Here is a 24,145-nt window from a genome sequence, read left to right as displayed (position 1 = left end):
TCAACTGATCCGTGATTCATAGCTCCCTTTTAAAATTAACTGAACCTCATCTAAAATATCAGTTGTATTTATAATTCTCTGAAATGCGAGAAATACTTTCATGTCAAAATGCCGCACCTCATCGATCACCATCAATAATGCGATCTTTGGTTCAAATGCTTTCCGGTATGCACGGTCACTGATCAGCGCGACAAATACATCACACACACGAATAATCCTTGCTCCGATCGGGATCTCCTCTCCCTGAAGACAGTACGGATAACCGGAACCATCATAGTTCTCGTGATGATACAAAATAATATCTGCAATATCATCCCCGTAGCCTTCTTGCCTTGCGATATCTGCCCCAAGCTTCGCATGAAGTCTCACATACCGCATTTCCTCAATCTTCATGGAATTGCCACGGCCATATATATACGGTGTGATGCGGAGCTTTCCGATATCATGGATCATACCGGCAACTGCGATCTTATGAATCTCTTCTTCCGGGAGCCCCAGTTCTCTGGCAAGCTCCGAAGACAACCGGCTGACACACATTCCATGACGGATGGCATCGTCCAGATCCTGTTCATAGTATTCTATTTCTTTATCTGTGTCTAAGTTTATAACTTTATCTGTCATTTTGCAAACGCCTGCTTTTTTCTGTCAATCATTTCATCAATTCTTGCGATATAATCGTCTACACTCTTACAATTTTCCACACGGTCGATCCGGTTTCCTATAACCGTCTCTCCTGTAACCGGATCCAGATCTCCCTCCCGGCGGATCAGCTTGCTGGAGCTTCCCGCACCGATTCCTATAATGTCTGTCCGTTCTTCCATGATCAGAATATTATAGAGACATTCCAGTCCATGTCTTGCATATCCGACATTTTCCAGATTTCCCGCCATATTCTTCTGTCTGTACAGATAATATGGTGCAAGTCCCAGTTCTTCTGCGGCCTGTCCAACCAGTGATAACTGCTCATCTACATCACCTGCAAAGCTGTATTTGTCCATCTCCTGTTTCAGATGCGCTGCCCGTTTGATTGCAAGTGTGTGAACCGTAAGGCTCTCCGGTGCAAGCTTCTTCACCTTTTCCAGTGTCCGCTTCACCATCTCTGCATCTTCACCCGGAAGACCTACGATCAAGTCCATATTAATATTGTCAAAGCCAGCTTCTCTGGCTCTCATAAATGCTTCTTCTGCCTGCTCCGGTGTATGTGCTCTTCCGATCAGCTTCAGTGTCTCTCCATTCATCGTCTGCGGATTGATACTGATACGATCAACGCCATGCGCTTTCATCACCTGCAGCTTATCTGCTGTTGTACTGTCCGGACGACCTGCTTCGATCGTATATTCCCGAACCTGCGACAAGTCAAAATGCTTCTCGATCATGCTGCACAGACGATCCATCTGCTCTGCACTGATCGAAGACGGCGTACCGCCACCAATATAAATGGATGCCAGTTTCTTCTCGGTATAACTTTCCGCAATATACTCCATTTCCTTTTCCATTGTATCCAGATAAGCATCGACCTTATCCTTATAAACACCGATCGGATAAGAGGTAAAGGAGCAGTACAGACATCTCGTCGGACAAAACGGTATGCCGATATACAGGCAGTATTCATTTCGCTCATCGATCGTCTCGATAATTGCTTTCTCACGTCTGGCGATCTTCACACAGGCTTCTGCCTTTTCCCGGCTTGCCACATAAGTTTCCTGATACAGCTTTTGTATCTCCTCATCTGTACATCCACGTTCTACCGCTTCCATTGCAATCTTCACCGGACGTACGCCGGTCAGACTACCCCATGGCAGAACTCTTCCGGTTCTCTCTGACAACATCCGGTACATGGCACGCTTCAGAACATTACGGAATACCTTTCTGTCATGATAATCCTGATCGATCACGATATCCGGTTTTCCACAGACTTCTCCCGCAGACCAGTCCTGCTGTTTATCCTCAGAAGCTCCTTCTGATTTCACATCCAGACCGCCGTCCTTCATCCAGATCTTTGTCTGACCTTCTGCAAATTCTGCCACAAGGGTTGCAGCAACATCTGCCCCAAGTTCAGGCTTCTTTTCTATATTCTCCGGTGTGATGATCTTCACACCCATGTAAAACGCCATGAGGATCACTCTCAGGTCATTATTATAATCTTCTACATTCTGAATCAGACAAATCATGTCAACCAAGTTCCTTATCGTTATTTATGAAAAAAATGGATTGAATTTTCTTTCTCTGCCAATCCTTGAAGTTCCGTTATGTCCCGGATACACAGCTGTTTCCTCCGGTAATACAAGAAGCTTCGTCTCGATCGCCTCTAACAGATCCTGTTCATTTCCGGTTGGGAAATCCGATCTGCCAACTGACGATGCAAATAATGTATCTCCGGTAAACAGCAGATGTTCTTCTGCGAAATAATAACACATGCCACCTATCGTATGTCCCGGCACACTGATACACCGTACCACAGTTCCTAAAACTGCAACCTCCTGTCCATCCTGCAGATAAATATCCGCTGATGTTTCAAGCGGATGGCCAAACACCGCAGACAGATTTCCTGTCCTGCTCTCAAGCACCTGCTTCTCGTTCTCGGAAGCATATGCCTTTACTCCTGTCAGTTTTCTCAGATCATCCAATGCTCCGATATGATCATAATGTCCATGTGTCAGGAAGATTCCTACACAGGCAAGTCCTGCATCTGTCAGACTCCTATAAATAAAATCTGCATTATCTGCCGGATCAACTACGATTGCTTCCTTTGTTTCTTTATTACTTACGATATAACAATTGGTTCCCAAATCACCCAACTGATATAATTTCACTTCTAATTCTGCCATCCGGATCTCCTATCCCACTGTTCTCTCTATATCAATAATGCTCTCCACATTTCGTATCTTTGCAATGATCGTATTCAACTGGTCGACCGATTTGATCGAGAAGCTGATCGTGATTGTCGCCTTACCCTGCTTGCTTGTACGGCTGTTAATACTGTTTACACTGATATTTGCCTCACTTAAGATTTTCGTTATATCAAAGAGGATTCCGCTTCTGTCATCCGCATAGATATTGATTTCTGTAAGGTAAGTATTCTCTGCAACTGCATCCTGCTGCCATTCCGCATCAATGATCCTGTTTCTGTCTTCCTCGCTCATACAGAGCACATTAACACAGTCTGTACGATGGATCGAGATGCCTCGTCCTCTGGTGATAAATCCGATGATCTCATCACCCGGTACCGGTGAACAGCATTTGGAGAAACGAACCGCTACATCATCTGCACCCTTTACGATGATTCCACCCTGTCCGTGGGAGGAATGCGGTGCCCGCTTCAGTGCATATGCCTCCAGAATTTCCTTGTCATCCGGCTGTTCCGTATGATCCTTGTTGTATTCCTCGATCAGCTTGTTGACAACCTGACCTTCCTTGATTCCCCCATGACCAACAGCCGCCATTGTAGCTTCCCAGTCATTGAAATTATATTTTTTATAGACACGTTCCTGATATTCCGGCTTGGAATACAGGGAGTAATCCAGTCCCTTTGATTTACAGTATGCAAGGATCAGTTCCTTACCGCGGCTGATGTTCTCATCCTTAAACTGATGCTTGAACCACTGATTGATCTTCGTCTTTGCCTGTGCACTCTTTACGATATTCAGCCAGTCTCTTGATGGTCCTGCCGAATTCTGGGATGTTATGATCTCTACCCGGTCACCATTATTTAACTTGGTATCGATTGGAACCTGTCTTCCGTTAATCCGCGCACCCACCATCTTATTACCGACTGCCGTATGAATGGCATAAGCAAAATCGATCGGTGTCGATCCACTTGGCAGATTCTTGACATCACCTGCCGGTGTAAAGCAATATACCTGTTCTGCAAACAGATCCAGGTCTGTCTTAACGAAGTTCATGAACTCCTTATTATCTGAAGTATCTCTCTGCCACTCCAGAATCTGACGAAGCCATGATAACTTCTCCTCTTCCTTCTGCATAACCGTACCGGTTATGTTCTCTTTATATTTCCAGTGTGCAGCAATACCATATTCAGCCGTCCGGTGCATCTCAAATGTACGGATCTGTATTTCAAATGGCTGTCCCTCCGGTCCGATCAGCGTTGTATGAAGGGACTGATACATATTGGACTTTGGCATTGCGATATAATCTTTAAAACGTCCCGGAATCGGCTTGTACATCTCATGGATGATTCCCAGTGCCGAATAACAGTCCCGGACGGTCTCCACTTTAATCCGGACTGCAAAAATATCATAAATCTGATCCAGTGTCTTGTTCTGGTTCTTCATCTTCTTATAAATACTGAACAGATGCTTTACACGACCGTCGATCTCTGCATCCAGATGCGCATTGTCAATATGCTTCTTTACATCCGCAACGATACGTTTGATATAGGCTTCCCTTTCATGCATTCTCGCATCGATCTGTGCTGTCAGATCCTTATATACCTCCGGCATCAGATACTTCATGGACAAGTCATCCAGTTCTACCTTGATCTTGCTGATACCAAGACGATGTGCGATTGGTGCATAGATATCCATTGTTTCACGCGCTTTTTCCACCTGTTTCGCAGGAGACTGATACTGTAATGTTCTTAAGTTATGCAGTCTGTCTGCCAGCTTGATCAGGATAACGCGAATATCTTTTGCCATCGATAAGAACATTTTTCTCAGGTTTTCTGCCTGTACCTCAATCTTATCCGTTGTCATCTTCAACTGGGTCAGTTTGGTAACACCTTCCACCAGAAATGCCACTTCTTCCGAGAACTCTGCTGCAATCTCCTCTGAAGTCATGACCGTATCTTCTACTACATCATGAAGGATTCCGGCAACGATCGTCTCCTTATCCAGCTCCAGTTCTGCAAGAATAATAGCAACACAGAGTGGATGCATGATATATGGCTCTCCCGACTTACGAAGCTGTCCTTCATGCGCCTTGGATGCCACCTTATATGCCTTCTCAATCATCGAAATATCTGTTGATGGATGATAGGTCAGGATCTTTTTGATCAGTTCCTTATACAGATCCTCCGGCGGAGTAAAATCCGCAGGTGTAGACAGATCGATATCCCGTTTTTCCCGCATTGGTTTATTCTCCATTGCACCCGCCTTTGCCGCAAGCTCTTTTAATTCATCCATGCTTCCTGCTTTATCTTTTACGTTTTCCATGATCTTCACCACTTTTCCCAATTCGAATTTTTCTATTTCAGACCCATCTGAAGACCAGATGATCATTTTTATTTGCCATCATAGCAAATAACAGAAGCTACATCATATTTGGCAAGCTTCTCTCTGCCCTTTAAACCTGCAAGTTCGATCAAGAATATGATCTTTACCACTTTACCGCCAAGTTCTTCAACCAGCCTTGCAGCGGCTTCCATGGTTCCTCCGGTTGCGATCAGATCATCTACAAGGACAACCTTCTGTCCCGGTTTGATCGCATCCTTATGCATCTCGATCGTTGCACTGCCATATTCCAGATCATAAGATGCTTCAATCGTCTCCCTTGGTAACTTGCCTTTCTTTCTTACCAATGCAAATCCTTTTCCATTCTTATATGCAAGTGGTGTTCCAAAGATAAAGCCTCTGGACTCTGCTCCGGCTACTACGTCATAATCTACGCCTTCAAGCAGGTCATCTAATGAATCAATCGCCAGCTTCAATCCATCCGGATCTCCGATCACGCTTGTAATATCTCTGAAAATAATTCCCGGTTCCGGAAAATCCGGTATACTTGTAACGTATTCTTCTATCTTTTTCATAATCTTCCTCCTGCATATATATGTATATTCTACAATTATTTACATTTTCCTTTTCTGCCCACATGATATCAAACTATCAGCAAAGCCTTTATTCCTCATGTTTCCGATATTCCAGCAACCGGATCTGCAAAATTCTTCTTCCCGCAAATTCATTGATATCCGGATAATAGGCAACATCCAACACCACATGACTGGGCATTCCTTTTAGTATTTTATCACATTCATTTGTTCCAAACCACTGTTTTATGTTAGAAATAAACACTTCCGGGTCAAAACTTATGCCTTCGATCGTACCACCGTTCTCCATCAGGAACGAAACCCGCAGAACATTCTGTCTTTTTCCCATGATCCTTGCGCTTTTTACACGCACACCACTCTGTGCAAATACCGGCTTCTCGTTGCCTTTTCCAAATGGCTCCAGAACCTCCAGTTCTTCGGTCAGTGGAATACTTACATAATCGAGCGGCATCGGCACATCGATCCGGAGCTTCGGTGTCAGAAGTTTTTCGTCAAGCGTACAATTCGCATTCATTTTTTCCCGAAGTCTGGCCAGATTCCGCTTCTCCATGGAAAAGCCCGCTGCCATCTCATGTCCTCCGAACTTCGTGAAATAATCACTGCATTTATTGATCTCATCATACATATTATAGCCTTCGATCGAACGACCGGAGCCCTTGATGATTCCTTCTTCTTCGCTGTCCGTAAATAACAGCACCGGACGATAATACCGTTCCTTGATCCTGCCTGCGATAATCCCGACCAGACTTTCATGCAGTTTCGGAATATACATAACAAGTACCCGGTCCGACAATGCCGCAACTCCTGTCTCCGGAACTGCTCCCATAAGCAGATGATCCGAAGTTTCAAGCAGCCCGATTGCCGTTTTTGTTCCCTGCTCTGTCATATCTTTTCGGGTATTATTGATATTTAACAGCTCAATCGCACGCTCATTTGCCTTAAAGCTGTCTGTTTCAAGCAGGAATTCCAGGCTGGTCTTCGCATCTCCAAGTCTGCCCGCTGCATTGATACACGGTCCAATGATAAATCCCAGATCAAATGCTGACAGCTTCTTACCATCCCTGCCGCTGTTTGTGATCAGTGCCTTCAAACCATAATTACTACTGTCAGATAACCGGTGAAGTGCCTCTCTTACAATGATACGGTTCTCATCTACCAGATTCATAACATCACATACGGTTGCAATTCCAAGGATCTCTATAAATGCCTCACACTCCGCTTCCGGTATCCCGCACATCCGATATAACAACTGGATAAATTTGTATGCCACACCCGCTCCGCACAATTCCTTGCACGGATATTCACAGCCCGGCTGCTTGTGATCGATCACCGCATCCGCTTCCGGTACTTTGTATACCCGAATATCATTTTCATCTGTATCATATGGAATATCATGGTGATCCGTCACGATTACCCGCATCCCATATTCTTTTGCTTTTCTCACCGCATCAAATGCCGCAATCCCGTTATCACAGGTAATGATCATACTGACCTGATCGGCTGCCGCCGCATCTACCATACGGATATTGATTCCATATCCATCATAGATCCGGTGCGGAATATCATAATCGATCCCGTCTCCTGCAGGCAAACCATTTTCATGCTCCCACACACGCTGTAAGCCTTTATACAATATGTAGTTTGAACTTACACCATCCACATCATAATCCGAAATGATCCGTATCCGGTTCCGACTCCGGATCTCCTCCAGCATAAGGCTGCAGCCCTTCTCCATATTCTTCATCATCACAGGATCATGCAGCCGGTCAAGCCCCCCATTCAGATAGGTATCAATCTCTTCATCTGTTATCACATCCCGGTTCCGAATCACCCTTGCAGTTACCGGATCAATATGAAAACGCTCTGCGATCCCAAAGAAATCAGCCCGCTTTCCATACATTGTCCACACCATATCATATTTTATCGGAGGTTTTATCTCTGTTGCCATTTACTCTTACTCCCATCCATATCTATTCTTCCGCTATTCCTGATCGCAAAGGAATTATACACCAGTAAAAAATCGACCGTCAACTTCTTACATTCCGCCGCATTGCTGTAATACCGTAATTCACCTTTCAGGTTGTGTTCTTATACACCTCACAGGTTGTTTATTTGTTTTTTTATTCAAAATATAATGTAGTTTGGAGGTATTTTTATGGAGAACTTATACGCACAGATCGGTCAGAGGATCGTACAGATCCGGCGCTCAAATAACCTTACGCAGTACCAGCTTGCAGAGATGCTCGATATCTCTGTCAAACATTGCAGCGCCATAGAACGGGGAAAATCCAGTCTGTCCCTTGAAAAAATGATTGATTTCTGTGATCATTTCGGCGTAGATCTTGATTATCTGATCCGCGGGATCAAAAAATCGGATACAATTTTATCCTGCATTCCACATACCGTAGTCGAGATCATGACTTCTGACGACGAAAAAAGAAAGCAATTATTTATAGAATACATAGAAATGTTCAATTCCATTTCCAATTCTGATTAACAGCTATTCCTATTGATATAATGGCATATTTCCATATCATAACAAAAAACGAATCTGAAAGCCTTTTGCTTACAGGTTCGTTTTTTATATCTGTTATTTGAAATATTTGTTGATGATCTCGTTTGCCTTATCCGTATCATCTGTTACACAGTATACAACATAATTTCCGTCCTCTTTTATGATCGCCTTGTCAAGACGTCCGGTTTCGGATGGCTTGTAATCTGCATATGATGTTGTCTGTTTTTCTTTTCTGTCTTCACAGGCTGTTTTTACCTTGTCAGCCGCATCTGAATCTGCTGCCTCGAATACTGCAATCTCCTCAGCAGTTGCTCCGGTCGATACGATTATCACGCTGTCTTTTACGCTGTCTGCATCAATTCCGTAATATGTGAGTGCCATGCCTGTATCAAGTTCTGAAAGCGTATCTTCAAATGTCAGCCCGCTCTTCAGTTCATTTGCCATGTCCTTAACATTTATATTCAGATCTTCCTTTGAACCACCTGCTCCACCAACCGTTGTTCCACAGCCTGCAAGCATTCCTGCCAGGCTAAAAATTGCACATAACTTTACTAATTTCTTCATCTTGTTTATTCTCTCCTATTACTTCTGTCTGATACTGTTATGATGATCCGAATATCTCTATCCGGGCATTTACTTCTTTATATATACATTCTGTCGGATGTAATCCAGCCATTTCTCGCAATATTCCTGATTGCAATGTCGTCCATCGGTACTGGCATCTGCCGGGAGAACTCCGTCTACCGTCACACTGCTTGCAACATCCAGATAAATGATATCGCCATAATCCTTACACATCCGTTTCAACAGCTTGTTGAATGCTTTAATGTTGGAGTTATTATAAATCTCATCTTCATCTGATAAAGCCTTGGATACCGGAAGAATATTCTCAACATAGATCGTTGCATTTGGCTGTATCTCTCTTATTGCATCAATAAATGCTTTATAGTCTTCAATGAATACATCCTCATAGATCCATCCAAGCTCGTTAATACCAAATGAAATGTATATATTCTCATAATCCTTCTGTTTCAGTGCTTCCAGTGCCGTCAACATTCCGTCACTTGTAGAAACAATCGGCTCTGTCATGACCTTTTCGATATTCAGCCCCTTAGAACAGAACGCGTCCAGATTCGACATTCCGGTATAAAGACTAAGTCCCTCGGTTCTTGAATCACCGATCAATACCGCTGTATCAAAATAAGCATCATCCGTTACATTTCCCGGCGTATACAGTTTCTTATCGTACCAGTCATTTCCCTTAGATGATGTATCCGGGTCCTCGATATTCACATATTTTACTGTTGAACCGCCTTCCTCGGATGATGCGGCAGTCGTTGTTTCTTCCGTTTCCGATGCTTCCGTTGTTACCTTTTCCGTAGTCGGTTTCTCTGTTGTCGCTGCTTCCGTTGTTATCTTCTCCGTCGTTTTTTCCTCGGAAGCCTCCTCCGATGCATCCGATCCGGTCGCAACATTTTCTATCTGATGGTCATTTCCATTTTCTCTGTCAAAGTTCCATATATCCTGTCTGTATCTTGTCGCAAATATCGCTATCGAACATACCAGAAATACGGCAGCCACACTGCTGATCTTTATCTTATCGCACCGCTCACTTTTTATCCTGGTGCTATATCTTTTCTCATTGTCCATTCTCTTATTCATTCCTCTTTTTGCCTTACATTTTATAAAAGGAAAGGGTCTTATCCCGTTAGCTTCGATTATAGCATACCACTTTACATAAGTGTACAGATTTTAAAATTTCTACATAATTCGCAGTTTTAGTCGTTTTTCGACTTTTCTGATTGTTGAAATTAACAAATCTTGTTTCATTTTTATGGACACTTTTTAACTTAAGTGTTACTATTCTATTAGATTTTTGAGATGGGTCTGTTTTCACACTTACACATACATAATATTATCTTGCAGACTTTTTCCGTTTTATGTATCTTAAATACAAATACTTATCACTTTATATGGGAGGCTACTATGAGTTTTAGCGCAAAAAACTATGATTTTAAAGGCGAAACCTGTATCGAACTTATCGCAGGAGATTTTCGTGCATTGATCGCACCTTTTAACGGAAGTAATGTAATGAAGCTTGAAAACACAGCTCTTAATATTGATATCTTAAGAAATGATCTGTCACTTTCACCGGAAGAACTGAAGGCTGCTGCCGAGGTATACGGTATGCCTACTTTATATCTTCCAAACAGATTATCTCATGGAAATCTGAAAACCTCAGATGCCATGTATCATTTTCCTTGCAACGATCCGCTGGGCAACCATCTGCATGGTTTTCTTCACAAACGCTGCCATACAATTGATGACATGTATGTAGAGGGTGAAAGTGCTGTTGCAAAGACTTCTTATGTATATGATGAAAATGATGAATTTTTCGAAACTTTCCCTGTCAGCTTCAAGGCAGAATTTGTCTTTACACTGACAGCAGACGGACTGGATTATTCCTTTACACTGACTAACCTTTCCAAGGTTCAGATGCCTTATGGTGTATGTAACCATATCGCATTCAAAGCACCGTTTACAAATGGCGGAAGCGGCGCAAATGTGCGTCTGCAGGTTCCGATCGGTGACAAATGGGAACTCAGCGACACCTGTATTCCAACCGAGAAAACACTGCCGCTTACCAGATATGATATGATGTACAAAGAGGGTGACATGGTTCCTGTTCTTCAGGACATCGACAACGACCTCTATACCGCTGAAATGAACGAATTAGACGGCAAGCCATTCTATGGTGTCATCGTAACCGATAAAGTTACAGGCGTCCGTGTCTGCTACGAAGTATGTGATGTTATGAAATACTGGATCATGTGGAATGATCACGGCATGAAAGAATTCTTCTGTCCGGAACCTATGAGCTGGAACATTGATGCTCCAAACCTTTCCGGTGATCCTGCCGTAACCGGCTACACCGAACTGGCTCCCGGCGAATCCAAAACCGTAACCGAGAGAATTTTTGTAAGATAAAAAAGTCTATCGGGATATGTATTCTGTGTAAAGAATAGCATATGCCATGTTTTCATATAAGGCTCGGTCTTATTCGGTCTCTACCGTTCCACCGAGATACCATTTGCCGCCCTTCTTGTAACAGATCAGTGACATCTTGTCATCCTCTGTCTCTTTCTCTCCAAGGTAGTTTATTGTCATGGTATAATCAACATCACAGATATAAGCACATCTTACTTTGCTTGCTACAGATGTATCACCATACAGACCTTCGCACATATTCTTGATAGTTGCTCTGTTTGCCTTCTCTGTTGATGTGATCTTGTAATCAATAGAATACTCAACCCCCATAGAGGTCAGAAGCTCGAAGCTGCTGGATAATGTTGCCACATCATTGTCTGCAACACATTCTTTATCAACAAGTGATACGATCTTATCTGTATCTGCTTCTTCAATTCCGGTCATAAACTGATCTACTAATTTCTTGCTCTTCTTGGCTCCCCCAAGCGAACCTGAAAACAGGAATATAACTGCTGCTGCAATTACTGCAAGTGCAACAATGATTCCAATAACTGCTCCTGCGCCGGATTTCTTCTTTTTTGGTGGCTGCTGATAACCTACGCCATTATCAAATCCCGGTGTACCATATGCATTTCCCGCATAACCATTCTGCATTGGATCTCCCTGATACTGTGGTCCACCATACTGTGGATCCATCCCCATTCCCTGCTGTGGTTGTGCACCATATGCTGCATTTTCCGGCTGCTGTGGCTGATCATTCCCTGCAAGTGCGAATCCACCACTTGTACCTACTGCTGCCCCACATACAGGACAAACAGATTCATTTGTCTCTGCTCCGCAATTTGGACAATTCATAATCTCTCCTCCTAAAAGTAAAAAATAATAAATAGTATTTGTGAACTTTTTGTGTCTGCTCACATTTTGAGTGTATCAGATGAAGCTTCTTTTTACAATGATTAATTTTCTACTGTTCCACCAATATACCATTTACCTTCCTTCTCGTAGCAGATCAATGACATCTTATTATCTCCTGTCTCTGTTTCGCCAAGGTAGCTCATGGTTATAGAAAAATCAACATCACAGATGTAAGCACAATTTATCTTGTCTGCTTCAGATGCATCATTATAAAGAGTTTCACACACATCCTTTATATCTTCCTCATCTGCTTTTTTGGATGAAGTGATTTTATAATCTATCGTATATTCTACACCCATAGACTGCAAAACTTCAAAGCTGCTGGATAACGTCTCAATATCATTATCAGAGACACATTTACTATCAACAAGGGATACGATCTTATCTGTATCCGCTTCCTCTATACCTGACATGAACTGATCAACTAACTTACTGCTTATTAACTCTCCACATTCAAACCCGTTATCATCAGAACAGTATATGTACCATTTGTCCCCTTTTTTATAACATACAAATGATAAATTTTCCGTATCAGACCTTGTCTCATCTGTATATGATATTGTGTATTCCGTTTTACAAACAAATGCAGATTTTATTTTATCAGAAACTTTTGATTCCTCATATAGATTATCACACAAATCCTCAATGGTATCTTTGTCTGCCTTTTCAATGGATTGAATCTCATAATCGAATGAATAATGAATCCCTATTGATTCTATATATTCCAGATTCTCAATCATATCAGTTACCATATTAGTACCGGTTCCTGATTCATCTATACATTTTAATACATTGTCAATATCCGCATCATTGATGCTCCCATAAGCTGTCATTACTTCATTGACCAGGCGTTCACTTTCCTTTGGACCTATATAAAAATCACTTTTAAAATATATGATCACCGCTGCTATAACCAAAACAAGAATACCTGCTGCAAATCCTATTATCAGACCTGCTTTTGATTTTTTCTTTTGTTTCTGTGGTTGATTTCCGTAATCCGGTATAATCTGCTGTGCTGATGAATTTTCATAATACATAGCTGCCTGCTGATTTGGCTGGCTGTTATAATACATCCCTGCCTGCTGATTTGGCTGGCCGTTATAATACATCCCTGCCTGCTGATTTGGCTGGTTGCCATAATACATTTCCGCCTGCTGGGTATAAGTCTGTGGCATTTTCATTCCACATACCGGACATACCTCACCTTCTATTTCTGCCCCACAATTTGAACAATACATATAAACTCCTCCTCATATGTAAAAATAATACTTATATTGTATATAAGCCTATCAAACTGTGCTTCTTTTTACAATGATTATTTTTCCACATTTTATCATGGGTTTTGTTGTCAAATATCCTATTTTATTATATAATATGTCTATATGGCTGTTTTTATAAAGGGCGTGTTATGTCCTTTGTAAGGGAGAGATCATGGAGCAGTGGATACTGCCTGATAACGGCAGACACTACTTATCTTAATACACATGAAAGGAAGGTATATATTACATGAAGTTTGGTTATTTTGATGATGCCAACAAGGAGTATGTCATCACATCTCCTAGAACTCCTTATCCTTGGATCAACTACCTTGGAACACAGGATTTCTTCTCACTGATTTCAAATACAGCGGGAGGTTACAGCTTCTACAAAGATGCTCGTCTTCGTAGAATTACAAGATACCGTTATAACAATGTACCTATCGATATGGGTGGTCGTTATTTCTATATTAACGAGAATGGTACAATCTGGAATCCGGGCTGGTCACCGGTTAAGACAGAGCTTGACGAATATGAATGCCGTCATGGTATGGGTTACACAGTGATCACCGGTAAGAAGAACAACTTAAAAGCAGAGGTTACCTTCTTCGTACCTCAGAACTACGCTGGTGAGGTTCAGCAGGTTGTTCTTACAAATGAAAGCTCAGAAGAGAAGACTTTCTCATTCTTCTCATTTGAAGAGTGGTGTCTCTGGGATGCACAGGATGACTGCACAAACTTCCAGAGAAACTTCAGTACAGGTCGTGTAGAGGTTGTTGGTTCAACAATCTACCACAAGACAGAGTACAGAGACAGACGTGATCATTTCGCATTCTACACAGTAAATGACGAGATCGACGGTTACGATACAGACAGAGATTCATTCATCGGACTTTACAATGGGTTCCACAACCCACAGGCTGTTGAAGCCGGCAAGTCAAATGATTCATTTGCAGATGGATGGTCACCAATCGCTTCACACTACAAGAAGATCACTCTTGCTCCGGGCGAGACAAAGACTCTTGTATTTATTCTTGGATATGTTGAGATGCCTGTTGACCAGAAGTTCGAAGCTGATGGCAAGACGATCAACAAGGTTAAGGCTCTTGAGATGATGGAGAAATACAACACTCCTGAGAAGGTTGCAGCAGGTCTTGCAGAACTCAAAGAGCACTGGAACAACCTCTTAAGCATCTTAAATGTTAATACTCCTGATGATAAGGTTAACCGTATGGTTAATATCTGGAATCAGTATCAGTGTATGGTTACATTCAACCTTTCACGTTCAGCATCATACTTCGAATCCGGTATCGGCCGTGGTATGGGATTCCGTGATTCCAACCAGGATGTACTTGGATTTGTTCATCAGATTCCTGATCGTGCAAGAGAAAGAATTATTGATATCGCTTCTACACAGTTCCCGGATGGTGGATGCTATCATCAGTATCAGCCACTTACAAAGAAGGGTAATGCAGATATCGGTGGTGACTTCTCAGACGATCCATTATGGCTGATCCTTTCTGTATCTGCATACATCAAGGAGACAGGCGACTGGGGTATTCTTGATGAGATGGTTCCATATGACAACGATATGTCCATCGCTAAGCCAATGCTTGACCACTTAAAGGTTTCCTTCTACAAGATCGTAAACAACCTTGGACCACACGGACTTCCACTTGCAATGAGAGCTGACTGGAACGACTGTATCAACCTTTCATGCTTCTCCGATACACCGGGTGAAAGCTTCCAGACATACACCAACCCTAAGTTCGCTGCTGAAGGCGGATACTCAAAGGTTGCTGAGTCAGTTATGGTTGCTACACTCTTTACATATGCAGGTCCTAACTATGTTGCTATTCTTAAGCACCTTGGAATGGACGCTGAAGCAGAAGCTGCTCAGGCTAAGATCGATAAGATGAAAGCTAACATCATGGAATCCGCTTGGGATGGTGACTGGTTCTTAAGAGCATACGATGCAAATGGTGAGAAGATGGGATCTAAGGAATGTGAAGAAGGACAGATCTTCATCGAGCCACAGGGCTTCGCTATTATGTCAGACATTGGTAAAGATCAGGGCTGCGACAAGAAGACACTTGCTGCTATTGATGAGCGTCTGAATACACAGTACGGACTTGTACTTAACAATCCTGCATTCACAAAGTATTACATCCAGTATGGTGAGATCTCAACATACCCAGGCGGATACAAAGAGAATGCCGGTATCTTCACACATAACAATGCATGGATCATCTGTGCTGCTGCTTACGCAGGCGCCGGCGATCAGGCATTCAAATATTACTCAGAGATCGCTCCTGCTTTCACTGAGGAGACATCCGATATTCACAAGACTGAACCATATGTATATGGTCAGATGATCGGTGGTAAGGATGCCGGTTCCGATATTGGAAAGCCGGGTAACCACTTTGGTCAGGGTAAGAACTCATGGCTTACAGGTACAGCAGCCTGGAACATGGTCGCTATTTCACAGTACATCTTAGGTATCTCAGCAGACTTCGATGGTCTTAAGATCGATCCATCTATTCCTGCTGCATGGGATGGTCTGAATGCTACACGTCAGTTCCGTGGTGCTACATATGATATCAAGGTTACAAATCCGAATCATGTAAATAAGGGTATCAAGAGTGTTACTGTAGATGGCAATGCTATCGAGAGCAATGTTCTTCCAGTATTTGGTGATGGCAAGACTCATACTGTAGAAGTAGTAATGGGGTAATCCATATATCAGATATTGATATAAAAAACGAGACACATATGACTGTATATTGCAGATCATATGTGTCTCATTTTTATTTCTATTCATCTTCCGTTTCTGTAATCTCAACTGCCATTGGATCCAACCGGCTTCGGTCATAAGCTTCCGTATTGATATTGGTCTGATCGATCTCTTCATATCCATCATCCAGATAATCATCTACAACCCCATCTGTTCCAAGATCTCCGGCAAAGGAAGATACCCTGTAGCGAATCTTTCGATATATCTTTTTAATTACCTTGATCACTAATACGATGCACCAGTTAATGATATAAGCCAGAATGATACTGATAACTATATCCTTACCACTGTCTCCAAATCTCTTCTGGATCGGAGTTCCAATATAACGGATCACAAAATACTGGGTCAGGTAAAAATCAAATACCATAGAGCTTAAGATTCCAAATGGTGATAATGTAAATATATGAGAAATCATTCCACCGTCATAAGAAAATACCATCACGATCAGCACATACAACAGCAATCTCAGAAGTGCTGCAGGAATTCCATATTTCCCAACTGTTCCCAGATAAATGAGAACCGCTGCCACAAGCACTACCAGCTCTGCTCCGGTCAGAAGATTTCTTCCAGCGGAACGATCTGTCTCGATCCGAATATTCAGTCTGAAATTTGCAAGCCAGACACCAATACAGAATAAAATAAGATTCATCAGAAACAGATATGGCATATCCTGCTTCAATACCATTGCATCAGCAAGTGGTCCTGCAACAATTATATATACAACGATCAGCCCGACTATCACCAATCCGCTTCTTTTCAGATCCCGCTTCATTCTTGCCGCCAGCATACCGATCACCGGAGCCAGAAGATAGATCAGAAAGATTGCTGATACAAACCAACTGACCGGATTCAGTGCCATATAATATCCAGCCTTCGGTATCATTGCCTGAAGCATCGGTATACTGATGATATACTTCACGATCAGTGTTTTAATTTCCTGTGAACCGGGATGGCTGCACAATGCGAGGATCAGGAATACTGTCTGCATGATCATATAAAGCGGATACAGAATCCCCAGCTTCTTTCCAAGAAATTCCAGATAATTCTTCTTGTTCAGATTGATAAACTTCTTATGATAATGAATACCGATTCCAAATCCTACCAGAACAAAGAAAAATGCCATTCCAAATATCCCATTATCCAGATATTTGTCATAAACTGCCTGCGCTTTTTCTCCTGGCATCATCCCCACACAATATGATAAAAAGACAAGGGTAATCATGATAACCTTCCATGCCTCAAATGATTTTGCTTTTACCTTCATATTCCTTCTCTCCTGTGCAATAAAACTTTTTTTGCTCATTTGGATTTATTATAGCATCTAACAACATACATATGCAAATCTTATATTTTCAAAAGCACTGGCAGATTCCTTGACACTCCATTCTCCCTGAACTAAAATTAAAGAATACCGTTTTGCCAGTTCATATGGCAGCGGCACAAGGAGAAGTTATATGAAAAAAGTGAATCTGATCGTTCCCTGTTACAATGAAGCGGAAGCACTTCCTTTATTTAAGGACGAACTAAACAAAGTAATCCAGACTCTGGATCAATATACATTTGAGATACTTCTGATCAATGATGGTTCTACAGATACAACCCTTTCCGTCATGAAAGAAATCTGTGATACGGATTCTCATTACAAATACATATCATTTTCAAGAAACTTTGGAAAAGAAGCTGCCATGTATGCCGGCTTCTGTAATTCAGATGGTGACTATGCCGCCATCATGGATGCAGATATGCAGGATCCCCCTGCCCTACTGCCTGATATGCTCCACTGTCTGGAAACCGAGGATTATGACAGCGTTGCCACCCGGCGGGTATCGAGGATCGGAGAACCAAAGATCCGTTCCTTCTTTGCAAGGAATTTTTATAAGCTTATCAACAAGATCTCGGACGCAGATGTTGTCGATGGTGCCAGGGATTTTCGTCTGATGAAGCGTGAAATGGTAGACAGTATCGTCGCCATGTGCGAATACAACCGATTCTCAAAGGGTATCTTTGGCTGGATCGGTTTTAAGACCAAATGGCTGGAATATGAAAATGTAAACCGCATTGCCGGAGAAACAAAATGGAGTTTCTGGGGCTTATTCAAATATGCGGTCGATGGAATCATCAATTTTTCCGAAACCCCGATGTCCCTTGCATCCGGGCTTGGCATTTTTCTGACGATCTTTTCCTTTCTTATGGTTATTTTCATTATTATAAGAAAAGAAATATTCGGAGATCCGGTTGCCGGCTGGCCATCTCTTGCCTGTATCATCATCTTTATTGCTGGACTTCAGTTCCTGTGCATGGGTATTATGGGTAAATACATTGCCAAGACATATCTGGAAGTAAAAAACCGGCCACATTACATCGTATCGGAAACAAATAAGGATCATGTAGATCCGATCCATTAGGAATAAAAACAAAGAAGGCGTATATATAATGAAGAAACTTACATATATTATTTTGCATCTGCTGATTCTTCCATTGCTCCTCTACGGATTTTCTTTTTCTGTATCTGCGGAAGAAACCAGTTCCGAAGACACTGTTATACAGGTTACTGCGGAAGACGGCAGCGACATATCCCAAAAGCTGAACGAAGCGCTGATCAATGCCAGAGATCTTGCCGAAAGCTCCGGGCAGATTGTTACAGTCAGGGTTCAAAAAGGTAGTTATCTTCTTTCCGCTGCGCTGCATATTTACAGCAATACAACGCTGGATGTCACGGATGTTCACTTTACATTTGCCGGTTCCCATCGGTTCAATATGCTGATCACCGGTCCATCATCAACAGAAAATTACAAAGACTATGACGATTACAACAACAGTGAAGCCTGCTCCGGCTATGATGCCTATAAGAATATCACGGTTCTGGGCGGAATCTGGGAAAGCACCGAAGCCAATCTGAGTTGTATCGTTCGTATCTTTCATGCTACTAATATTACCCTTGACGGTCTTACTTTCACGGGCGGCGGATGCGTACATCAGCTAGAGGTTGCTGCGATCGACGGCTTTTATGTCAGAAACTGCACATTTAAAAACCACGGCAAACGTGCTGACGATACCAAAAACTTTGAAAAAGAAGAAGCCATACAGCTCGATATGCCATACAGTGAACTGGTATATCCCGGCACTTATCCGGACGGAACCCCTATGAAGAATGTGGAGATCACACACAATACATTCCAGAATATTGCCCGTGGTGTCGGAACACACACCATGCTCTGCGGTGCATATCACGAAAATATCAAGATCAACAATAACACATTTATCAATGTGCTGGAAGAATGTGTTGTCTGCTTAAACTATGTAAACTGTGAAGTAAAGAACAACACGATCACCAACTGCGGCGGCGGTATTCTGGTTCAGAATGCCAAGGAATACGAAGTATCCATGAACACAACGGTTTTAAATGGCGCAAAGAAGATCGACAACGCTGTTATCAACAATGCAGTAACAGAAGTCAGCGGCAACACCTTGAAGCTGACCTACCATCCGACAACATTAAAAACTGCCGGAATCTTCGTTTATGGAAGAAAGCTGAACAGCAACATCACAGGAGGAGATGGATTTCCTCTGCCGGATGAAGATTTCTATATCAGCTCCGTTATTATACGAAACAATACGATCATCACACCGGGAGACGGTATCACCTTATCCGATGCAAGAGATTGCGAGGTATCCGGTAATACAATCAATGGATATAATTTCTCGCCGGATGACAAATTACGAACTTCCAGAGATGGCATCCGTATTGATCAGTCCAGTAAGAATATCTCCGTAACCGGAAATGAGATCAAGAACATGCCGCGTTATGGTCTGTATATTACGGACAACAGTACCGCCTCTGCGATTGAAAATAACACCTTTAAAAACTGTACCGGAACCGGAATCTTTCTGACAGACTCCAGTGCATGTATCTATGATATTGCAAACAACATTGTAAAAAACTGCAAAGCCGGCGGTATTCTGGTTGGGAACAACAGCCGTGTCACGAACATAACAGGAAATGCCTTTGGTGCTGTCAGTGGCAATCCGGCGATCAAAGTATACAGCAACAGCCGTACCGGGCTGATCTCGACAAACCGGGTACGTGACATGGGTGATAAAACAAAAGCAACCGTTGCAAATGCAATTGAGATTACCGGACGCTCTTTTGCAAAAGAGATTTCATCCAACCGGATCTATGCATCAAAAACGGACGTCTCCTCCGGAATGGGAATTCTGGTTGATAAGGCCTCCAAAATTGCAGGTTCCGTAAAAAACAACACGATCTCGGATGTAGCCCTGTATGCCGTATCTATTGCCAATCATTCCAAGGTTGCAGAGCTGGTCAGTGAAAATGTGCTCTCTTCCATTGGCAAAAGTGCGATCGCAGTAAATGGAGCCAGCAGCATCGGTCAGAACATTGAGGGAAACTCTATCAATGGAAGTGGAACCAACGGTATCCTTCTGGAAAAAGAAGCAACGGTCTGTGGCGGCATCAACAATAATACAATCAGTGAGTGCAGCAATTACGGCATCAATGTCCAGAGCATCAATAACGATACAACTATCTCGTATAACTATATTTCCGCAAAAGGCAATGCCCCAATCAACATTGCTGCACACAGTAATTACCTGCTGACAGTTGTCAAAAATACCTTATGTGGATCTGCATCATTAAATGGTATGCAACTATCCAAATGTAATGTAGCTATTTCTGACAACGATATTACTGATTTCAAATATGGTATTGCTGCTTCCTCATCCGTATCCGGTGCGATCAGCAATAATATATATAACGATATAGCAAATAAAGATCTGTCGATTAATGACACTGACCAGAAAATATGCGGTACGGTAACGGATCTCACCTGTTCTATGAATACAGCACGCAATCAGGCAACCTTATCATGGAAGAAGGTCAAAGGAATCAGTGGCTATGAAGTACAATACAGTACAACCGATCATTTTTCCGGCAAATCTACAAAACAGCTTGGCAAGGGACAGACATCCTATGCTTTACAGGATCTTCCAAAGGGCAAAACAATCTACTATCGTGTTCGTGCCTATCGTTCCTTTGGAAATCTCAGCATCTATGGTTCCTATACAAGCGGAAACTTTACCGCCTGATCCTGTCAGGCAGATACTTAGTGGCATCTGTTTTTTTAACAGTCAACCAGAACATCTGATATTTTTGAAAGGGGAAGTTTTATGAAAAAACATCTTATCTCATGTATGGCGGGAGCAGTCCTTGCATCCGGTCTTATCTTCGGAACTGCATTTCGCTCAAATGCTGCAATGCCGGCTTCCGGTTTTACAACAGCGCCGGTCTTTGCCGCCGCATCGAATGACGACATGCTTATCTCTGACAGTGTGATCACACTGACTGTTAAAAACGGAACTGACATTACAACAGAATTAAACACAGCTTTAAAAACTGCCAGAGATATGGCAGATCAGACGGACAGTATCATTACTGTAACCGTTCCTTCCGGTTCTTATACCCTGTCATCGACAGCCCGTATTTTCAGCAACACCACATTAAATCTGAAAGGTGTTACACTGACCTGTGCAGACAATGGTAAATTCAACATGATCATATCTGGTACTCCCGGCTCCTACAAAGACCAGACAAACTACAACAAAAGTGATCTCTGCACCGGATATGATGGATTTAAAAATATAACGATCAATGGCGGAACGCTGATCGGAAACAGTGAGAATACTTCCAGTATGATCCGTCTCTTTCATGCAACAAATGTGAATCTGTCCGGTATCACCCTGTCGGGCGGCGGCTGTGTGCATCAGATGGAGGTCTGTGCGATCAATGGCTTCTATGTAAAAAACTGCACTTTCAAAAATAACGGACGGGAAACCGGTGTGACAAATGCTCACGTCAACCAGGAGGCCCTTCAGCTTGATACTCCGTGTAAAGAAGCCGCATTTCCGGGTGTCGTTCAGGATGGCACAACAATGAAAAACGTTGAGATCACCGGATGTAAATTTCAGAATGTCATCCGTGGCATTGGCAGCCATACACTTCTTCTGGGTGCTTACCATGAGAATATCAAGATCAATAACAATACCTTCAATAATGTTATGGAAGAATGTATTATCGGACTTAACTACCGCAACTGTGAGATCAAAAACAATACGATCACAAACTGCGGCGGCGGTATCCTGTTCCAAAATTTCAAATCCTACGAAGGCTCTGTTATTTCTACCATTCTGGACAGTAAACAACCATACAAAGGAAAGATCATCTACGATCTGAACTCTGTCATCAGCGATAACACAATCACCTTAAAGTATTCTCCATCCTGTGAAAATCCTGCAGCTATTAAGGTATTTGGCCACAACCAGTTGAAAAAAATGAAAGGTGCGGACGGTAAATATTTCCCTACCGGAAATTATTACATTACCGGTGTAACCGTATCCAATAACAATATCACAACAGCCGTTACCGGCATCCACATCACTGATGCCTGGAACTGTACCTTTACAAACAATACCGTTACCGGAAAGGGATTCAGCACAAAGGATCCTCTGAAAAATGAACGAGACGGCATCTTTATTCAAAGCTATGCAAAAGGACTTGTCCTGTCAAACAACAAGGTCTCCGGAATGACCGGACACGGTATTGCCATTCATTTCTCATCAACGGCTAAGAATATTATCAGCAACACAATTTCCAACTGCGGCGGTTATGGTATCCACATCTATCAGAACAGCGGTTGTACCGGTTTATTATCCAAGAATAAAATAAAGAAATGTGCAAGCGGCGGCATCAGTCTCAGTACAAACTCTACGGTGGCAGATATTCTATCCAATACCATCACCGGCGGCTGTACAGATACAGGTATCAGCCTGTACAATAACTGTGAAGCCGGAAAGATCAAAAACAACACGATCACAGCCATCGGCAAAAATGCTCCTGCGATCAAGCTGTCTCAGAAGTCAGCCTCTAAAACCATAACCGGAAACAAGATTCAGGCAGGAACTGCAAAATATTCCTGTGGAAGAGCAATCTTCCTTTATAACGGTTCCAAGGTTCGCGGTTCCATTATAGGCAACGCTATGGAAAACAGCAGCGATACTGCGATCTGCATCTCCACAAAGTCAACCGTAACCGGAGGAGTTACAAACAACCAGATCCTGTCAGCCGGAAAATACGGTCTTCAGGTCTTCAACGCATCGACTATAAAGAAAACGGTTTCGGGGAATACGATCAAGAAGGCAGCAACAAGCGGTATTAATATATGCAGTACCAAAAATGTGCTGACCATCGATAAAAATACAATATCCAGAAGCTCCAAGGCAGCCATCTATGTACAACCGGCTTCCACACAATATAAAGTGACAGTTAAAAACAACACTATTACCGGCAATAAAAAAGGTCCTGGTGTCTCAGCTCTCCAGGCAAATATCAAAGTGACCGGCAATAAAATATCCAAAGTGACCTTCGGTGTATATGCAGACCAGAAGTGCAAAGGCAACATCTACTCAAATAAAATTTCCAAAGCCTCCCGCCGCAAGATATACACTGCCACTAAAAAAGTGAAGCTAAAAAAATAACCCCACTGAAAATGGAGATATCACTTATTGAAAGCCCCCTATAATACATTTATTCCGCAGAACACTTTCGTTCTATTCTCACGTAGCGGTACTAAGCTCCCGCCATTTGGCGGGTCGCTAAGGACCGACGTTCGAACAGGTCTGCTACATAAAGTATATAGGGGGCTTTTCTATAAGTGATATCTCCATTTCTTATAGAGCAATTAACTCCCATTCTTTATATATTAGTTCTACTCCATAAAAGAACACCGCCTGCCTAAAACAACATAAAAATATTACTATTCCTATATGTAAAAACAGACCGGCGATCAATATATAAATACACTGTTATGTAGCAAGCCTTA

General features: G+C 42.4%; 17 protein-coding genes. 6 read left to right on the top strand and 11 right to left on the bottom strand.

The window, feature by feature from the left end:
• From WKT03_RS01365 to recJ, 6 genes are all read right to left on the bottom strand, one after another.
• Window positions 1–621 carry an HD-GYP domain-containing protein gene (locus tag WKT03_RS01365; protein ID WP_021944333.1) on the bottom strand — a complete coding sequence of 207 codons (621 nt, stop codon included), beginning with the start codon at window positions 619–621 and terminating at the stop codon, window positions 1–3.
• Window positions 618–2,171: a coproporphyrinogen dehydrogenase HemZ gene (gene hemZ, locus WKT03_RS01360; RefSeq protein ID WP_117784612.1), complete on the bottom strand. Its 1,554-nt coding sequence runs from the start codon at window positions 2,169–2,171 to the stop codon at window positions 618–620. Before hemZ ends, WKT03_RS01365 begins: the two co-directional genes overlap by 4 nt.
• A gap of 24 nt (window positions 2,172–2,195) precedes the next feature.
• A complete protein-coding gene (locus tag WKT03_RS01355) occupies window positions 2,196–2,828 on the bottom strand; it encodes an MBL fold metallo-hydrolase (RefSeq protein ID WP_021944331.1) in 633 nt (210 codons plus the stop codon).
• 9 nt (window positions 2,829–2,837) lie between these two features.
• Entirely contained in the window at window positions 2,838–5,141 is a 2,304-nt protein-coding gene (locus WKT03_RS01350; RefSeq protein ID WP_117784737.1) for a RelA/SpoT family protein, read from the bottom strand.
• Window positions 5,142–5,239: 98 nt separating this feature from the next.
• The gene (locus tag WKT03_RS01345) at window positions 5,240–5,764 is read right to left on the bottom strand and encodes an adenine phosphoribosyltransferase (RefSeq protein ID WP_021944329.1); all 525 of its coding nucleotides are present in this window, start codon (window positions 5,762–5,764) and stop codon (window positions 5,240–5,242) included.
• An 88-nt stretch (window positions 5,765–5,852) separates the two neighbouring features.
• On the bottom strand, window positions 5,853–7,730 hold the full coding sequence (gene recJ, locus WKT03_RS01340; RefSeq protein ID WP_340390801.1) for a single-stranded-DNA-specific exonuclease RecJ: 1,878 nt from the start codon (window positions 7,728–7,730) through the stop codon (window positions 5,853–5,855).
• Window positions 7,731–7,937: 207 nt separating this feature from the next.
• Here recJ and WKT03_RS01335 point away from each other — a divergent pair, with 207 nt between their 5' ends.
• Window positions 7,938–8,279: a helix-turn-helix domain-containing protein gene (locus tag WKT03_RS01335; RefSeq protein ID WP_021944327.1), complete on the top strand. Its 342-nt coding sequence runs from the start codon at window positions 7,938–7,940 to the stop codon at window positions 8,277–8,279.
• A 93-nt stretch (window positions 8,280–8,372) separates the two neighbouring features.
• On the opposite strand, the gene WKT03_RS01330 is transcribed toward WKT03_RS01335, so the two are convergent.
• Together WKT03_RS01330 and WKT03_RS01325 are read right to left on the bottom strand one after the other, a co-directional pair.
• Window positions 8,373–8,861: a DUF4358 domain-containing protein gene (locus WKT03_RS01330; protein WP_117784610.1), complete on the bottom strand. Its 489-nt coding sequence runs from the start codon at window positions 8,859–8,861 to the stop codon at window positions 8,373–8,375.
• Window positions 8,862–8,930: 69 nt separating this feature from the next.
• Window positions 8,931–9,959 (bottom strand): GDSL-type esterase/lipase family protein, encoded by a 1,029-nt coding sequence (locus WKT03_RS01325; protein ID WP_117822463.1) that lies wholly within the window; start codon window positions 9,957–9,959, stop codon window positions 8,931–8,933.
• A gap of 324 nt (window positions 9,960–10,283) precedes the next feature.
• Here WKT03_RS01325 and WKT03_RS01320 point away from each other — a divergent pair, with 324 nt between their 5' ends.
• The gene (locus WKT03_RS01320; RefSeq protein ID WP_117784608.1) at window positions 10,284–11,285 is read left to right on the top strand and encodes an aldose 1-epimerase; all 1,002 of its coding nucleotides are present in this window, start codon (window positions 10,284–10,286) and stop codon (window positions 11,283–11,285) included.
• Window positions 11,286–11,354: 69 nt separating this feature from the next.
• Here WKT03_RS01320 and WKT03_RS01315 read toward each other — a convergent pair whose 3' ends face one another.
• Window positions 11,355–12,140, bottom strand: coding sequence for a hypothetical protein (locus tag WKT03_RS01315; protein ID WP_021944323.1), 786 nt, complete (start codon window positions 12,138–12,140; stop codon window positions 11,355–11,357).
• A gap of 101 nt (window positions 12,141–12,241) precedes the next feature.
• On the bottom strand, window positions 12,242–13,438 hold the full coding sequence (locus WKT03_RS01310; RefSeq protein ID WP_021944322.1) for a hypothetical protein: 1,197 nt from the start codon (window positions 13,436–13,438) through the stop codon (window positions 12,242–12,244).
• Between the two features lie 268 nt (window positions 13,439–13,706).
• Between WKT03_RS01310 and WKT03_RS01305 the strand changes: the two genes are divergently transcribed.
• A complete protein-coding gene (locus WKT03_RS01305) occupies window positions 13,707–16,190 on the top strand; it encodes a GH36-type glycosyl hydrolase domain-containing protein (protein WP_340390800.1) in 2,484 nt (827 codons plus the stop codon).
• A gap of 79 nt (window positions 16,191–16,269) precedes the next feature.
• Here the strand turns inward: WKT03_RS01305 and WKT03_RS01300 are convergent, their stop codons facing one another.
• The gene (locus tag WKT03_RS01300; protein WP_021944320.1) at window positions 16,270–17,514 is read right to left on the bottom strand and encodes an acyltransferase family protein; all 1,245 of its coding nucleotides are present in this window, start codon (window positions 17,512–17,514) and stop codon (window positions 16,270–16,272) included.
• Between the two features lie 190 nt (window positions 17,515–17,704).
• Between WKT03_RS01300 and WKT03_RS01295 the strand changes: the two genes are divergently transcribed.
• From WKT03_RS01295 to WKT03_RS01285, 3 genes are all read left to right on the top strand, one after another.
• Entirely contained in the window at window positions 17,705–18,655 is a 951-nt protein-coding gene (locus WKT03_RS01295) for a glycosyltransferase family 2 protein (protein WP_021944319.1), read from the top strand.
• 28 nt (window positions 18,656–18,683) lie between these two features.
• Window positions 18,684–21,356 (top strand): right-handed parallel beta-helix repeat-containing protein, encoded by a 2,673-nt coding sequence (locus WKT03_RS01290; RefSeq protein WP_117822460.1) that lies wholly within the window; start codon window positions 18,684–18,686, stop codon window positions 21,354–21,356.
• Between the two features lie 81 nt (window positions 21,357–21,437).
• A complete protein-coding gene (locus WKT03_RS01285) occupies window positions 21,438–23,801 on the top strand; it encodes a right-handed parallel beta-helix repeat-containing protein (RefSeq protein WP_117822459.1) in 2,364 nt (787 codons plus the stop codon).
• The last annotated feature ends 344 nt before the right edge of the window (window positions 23,802–24,145 follow it).

Origin of the sequence: Coprococcus sp. HCN-4056, from assembly GCF_037892645.1 — a bacterium.
Lineage (GTDB): Bacteria > Bacillota > Clostridia > Lachnospirales > Lachnospiraceae > Coprococcus > Coprococcus ammoniilyticus.
The sequence above is the reverse complement of the archived record's forward strand: the minus strand, read 5'-3'. Positions and strand labels throughout refer to the sequence as shown.

Bases quoted from the DNA above. Each gene is read 5' to 3' on its own strand.
- WKT03_RS01305 (WP_340390800.1), top strand. From the start codon at position 13,707: ATGAAGTTTGGTTATTTTGATGATGCCAACAAGGAGTATGTCATCACA.
- WKT03_RS01355 (WP_021944331.1), bottom strand. From the start codon at position 2,828: ATGGCAGAATTAGAAGTGAAATTATATCAGTTGGGTGATTTGGGAACC.
- WKT03_RS01295 (WP_021944319.1), top strand. From the start codon at position 17,705: ATGAAAAAAGTGAATCTGATCGTTCCCTGTTACAATGAAGCGGAAGCA.
- hemZ (WP_117784612.1), bottom strand. From the start codon at position 2,171: ATGATTTGTCTGATTCAGAATGTAGAAGATTATAATAATGACCTGAGA.
- WKT03_RS01310 (WP_021944322.1), bottom strand. From the start codon at position 13,438: ATGTATTGTTCAAATTGTGGGGCAGAAATAGAAGGTGAGGTATGTCCG.
- WKT03_RS01290 (WP_117822460.1), top strand. From the start codon at position 18,684: ATGAAGAAACTTACATATATTATTTTGCATCTGCTGATTCTTCCATTG.
- WKT03_RS01350 (WP_117784737.1), bottom strand. From the start codon at position 5,141: ATGGATGAATTAAAAGAGCTTGCGGCAAAGGCGGGTGCAATGGAGAAT.
- WKT03_RS01300 (WP_021944320.1), bottom strand. From the start codon at position 17,514: ATGAAGGTAAAAGCAAAATCATTTGAGGCATGGAAGGTTATCATGATT.
- WKT03_RS01335 (WP_021944327.1), top strand. From the start codon at position 7,938: ATGGAGAACTTATACGCACAGATCGGTCAGAGGATCGTACAGATCCGG.
- WKT03_RS01285 (WP_117822459.1), top strand. From the start codon at position 21,438: ATGAAAAAACATCTTATCTCATGTATGGCGGGAGCAGTCCTTGCATCC.
- WKT03_RS01315 (WP_021944323.1), bottom strand. From the start codon at position 12,140: ATGAATTGTCCAAATTGCGGAGCAGAGACAAATGAATCTGTTTGTCCT.
- WKT03_RS01365 (WP_021944333.1), bottom strand. From the start codon at position 621: ATGACAGATAAAGTTATAAACTTAGACACAGATAAAGAAATAGAATAC.
- WKT03_RS01330 (WP_117784610.1), bottom strand. From the start codon at position 8,861: ATGAAGAAATTAGTAAAGTTATGTGCAATTTTTAGCCTGGCAGGAATG.
- WKT03_RS01345 (WP_021944329.1), bottom strand. From the start codon at position 5,764: ATGAAAAAGATAGAAGAATACGTTACAAGTATACCGGATTTTCCGGAA.
- WKT03_RS01325 (WP_117822463.1), bottom strand. From the start codon at position 9,959: ATGAATAAGAGAATGGACAATGAGAAAAGATATAGCACCAGGATAAAA.
- recJ (WP_340390801.1), bottom strand. From the start codon at position 7,730: ATGGCAACAGAGATAAAACCTCCGATAAAATATGATATGGTGTGGACA.
- WKT03_RS01320 (WP_117784608.1), top strand. From the start codon at position 10,284: ATGAGTTTTAGCGCAAAAAACTATGATTTTAAAGGCGAAACCTGTATC.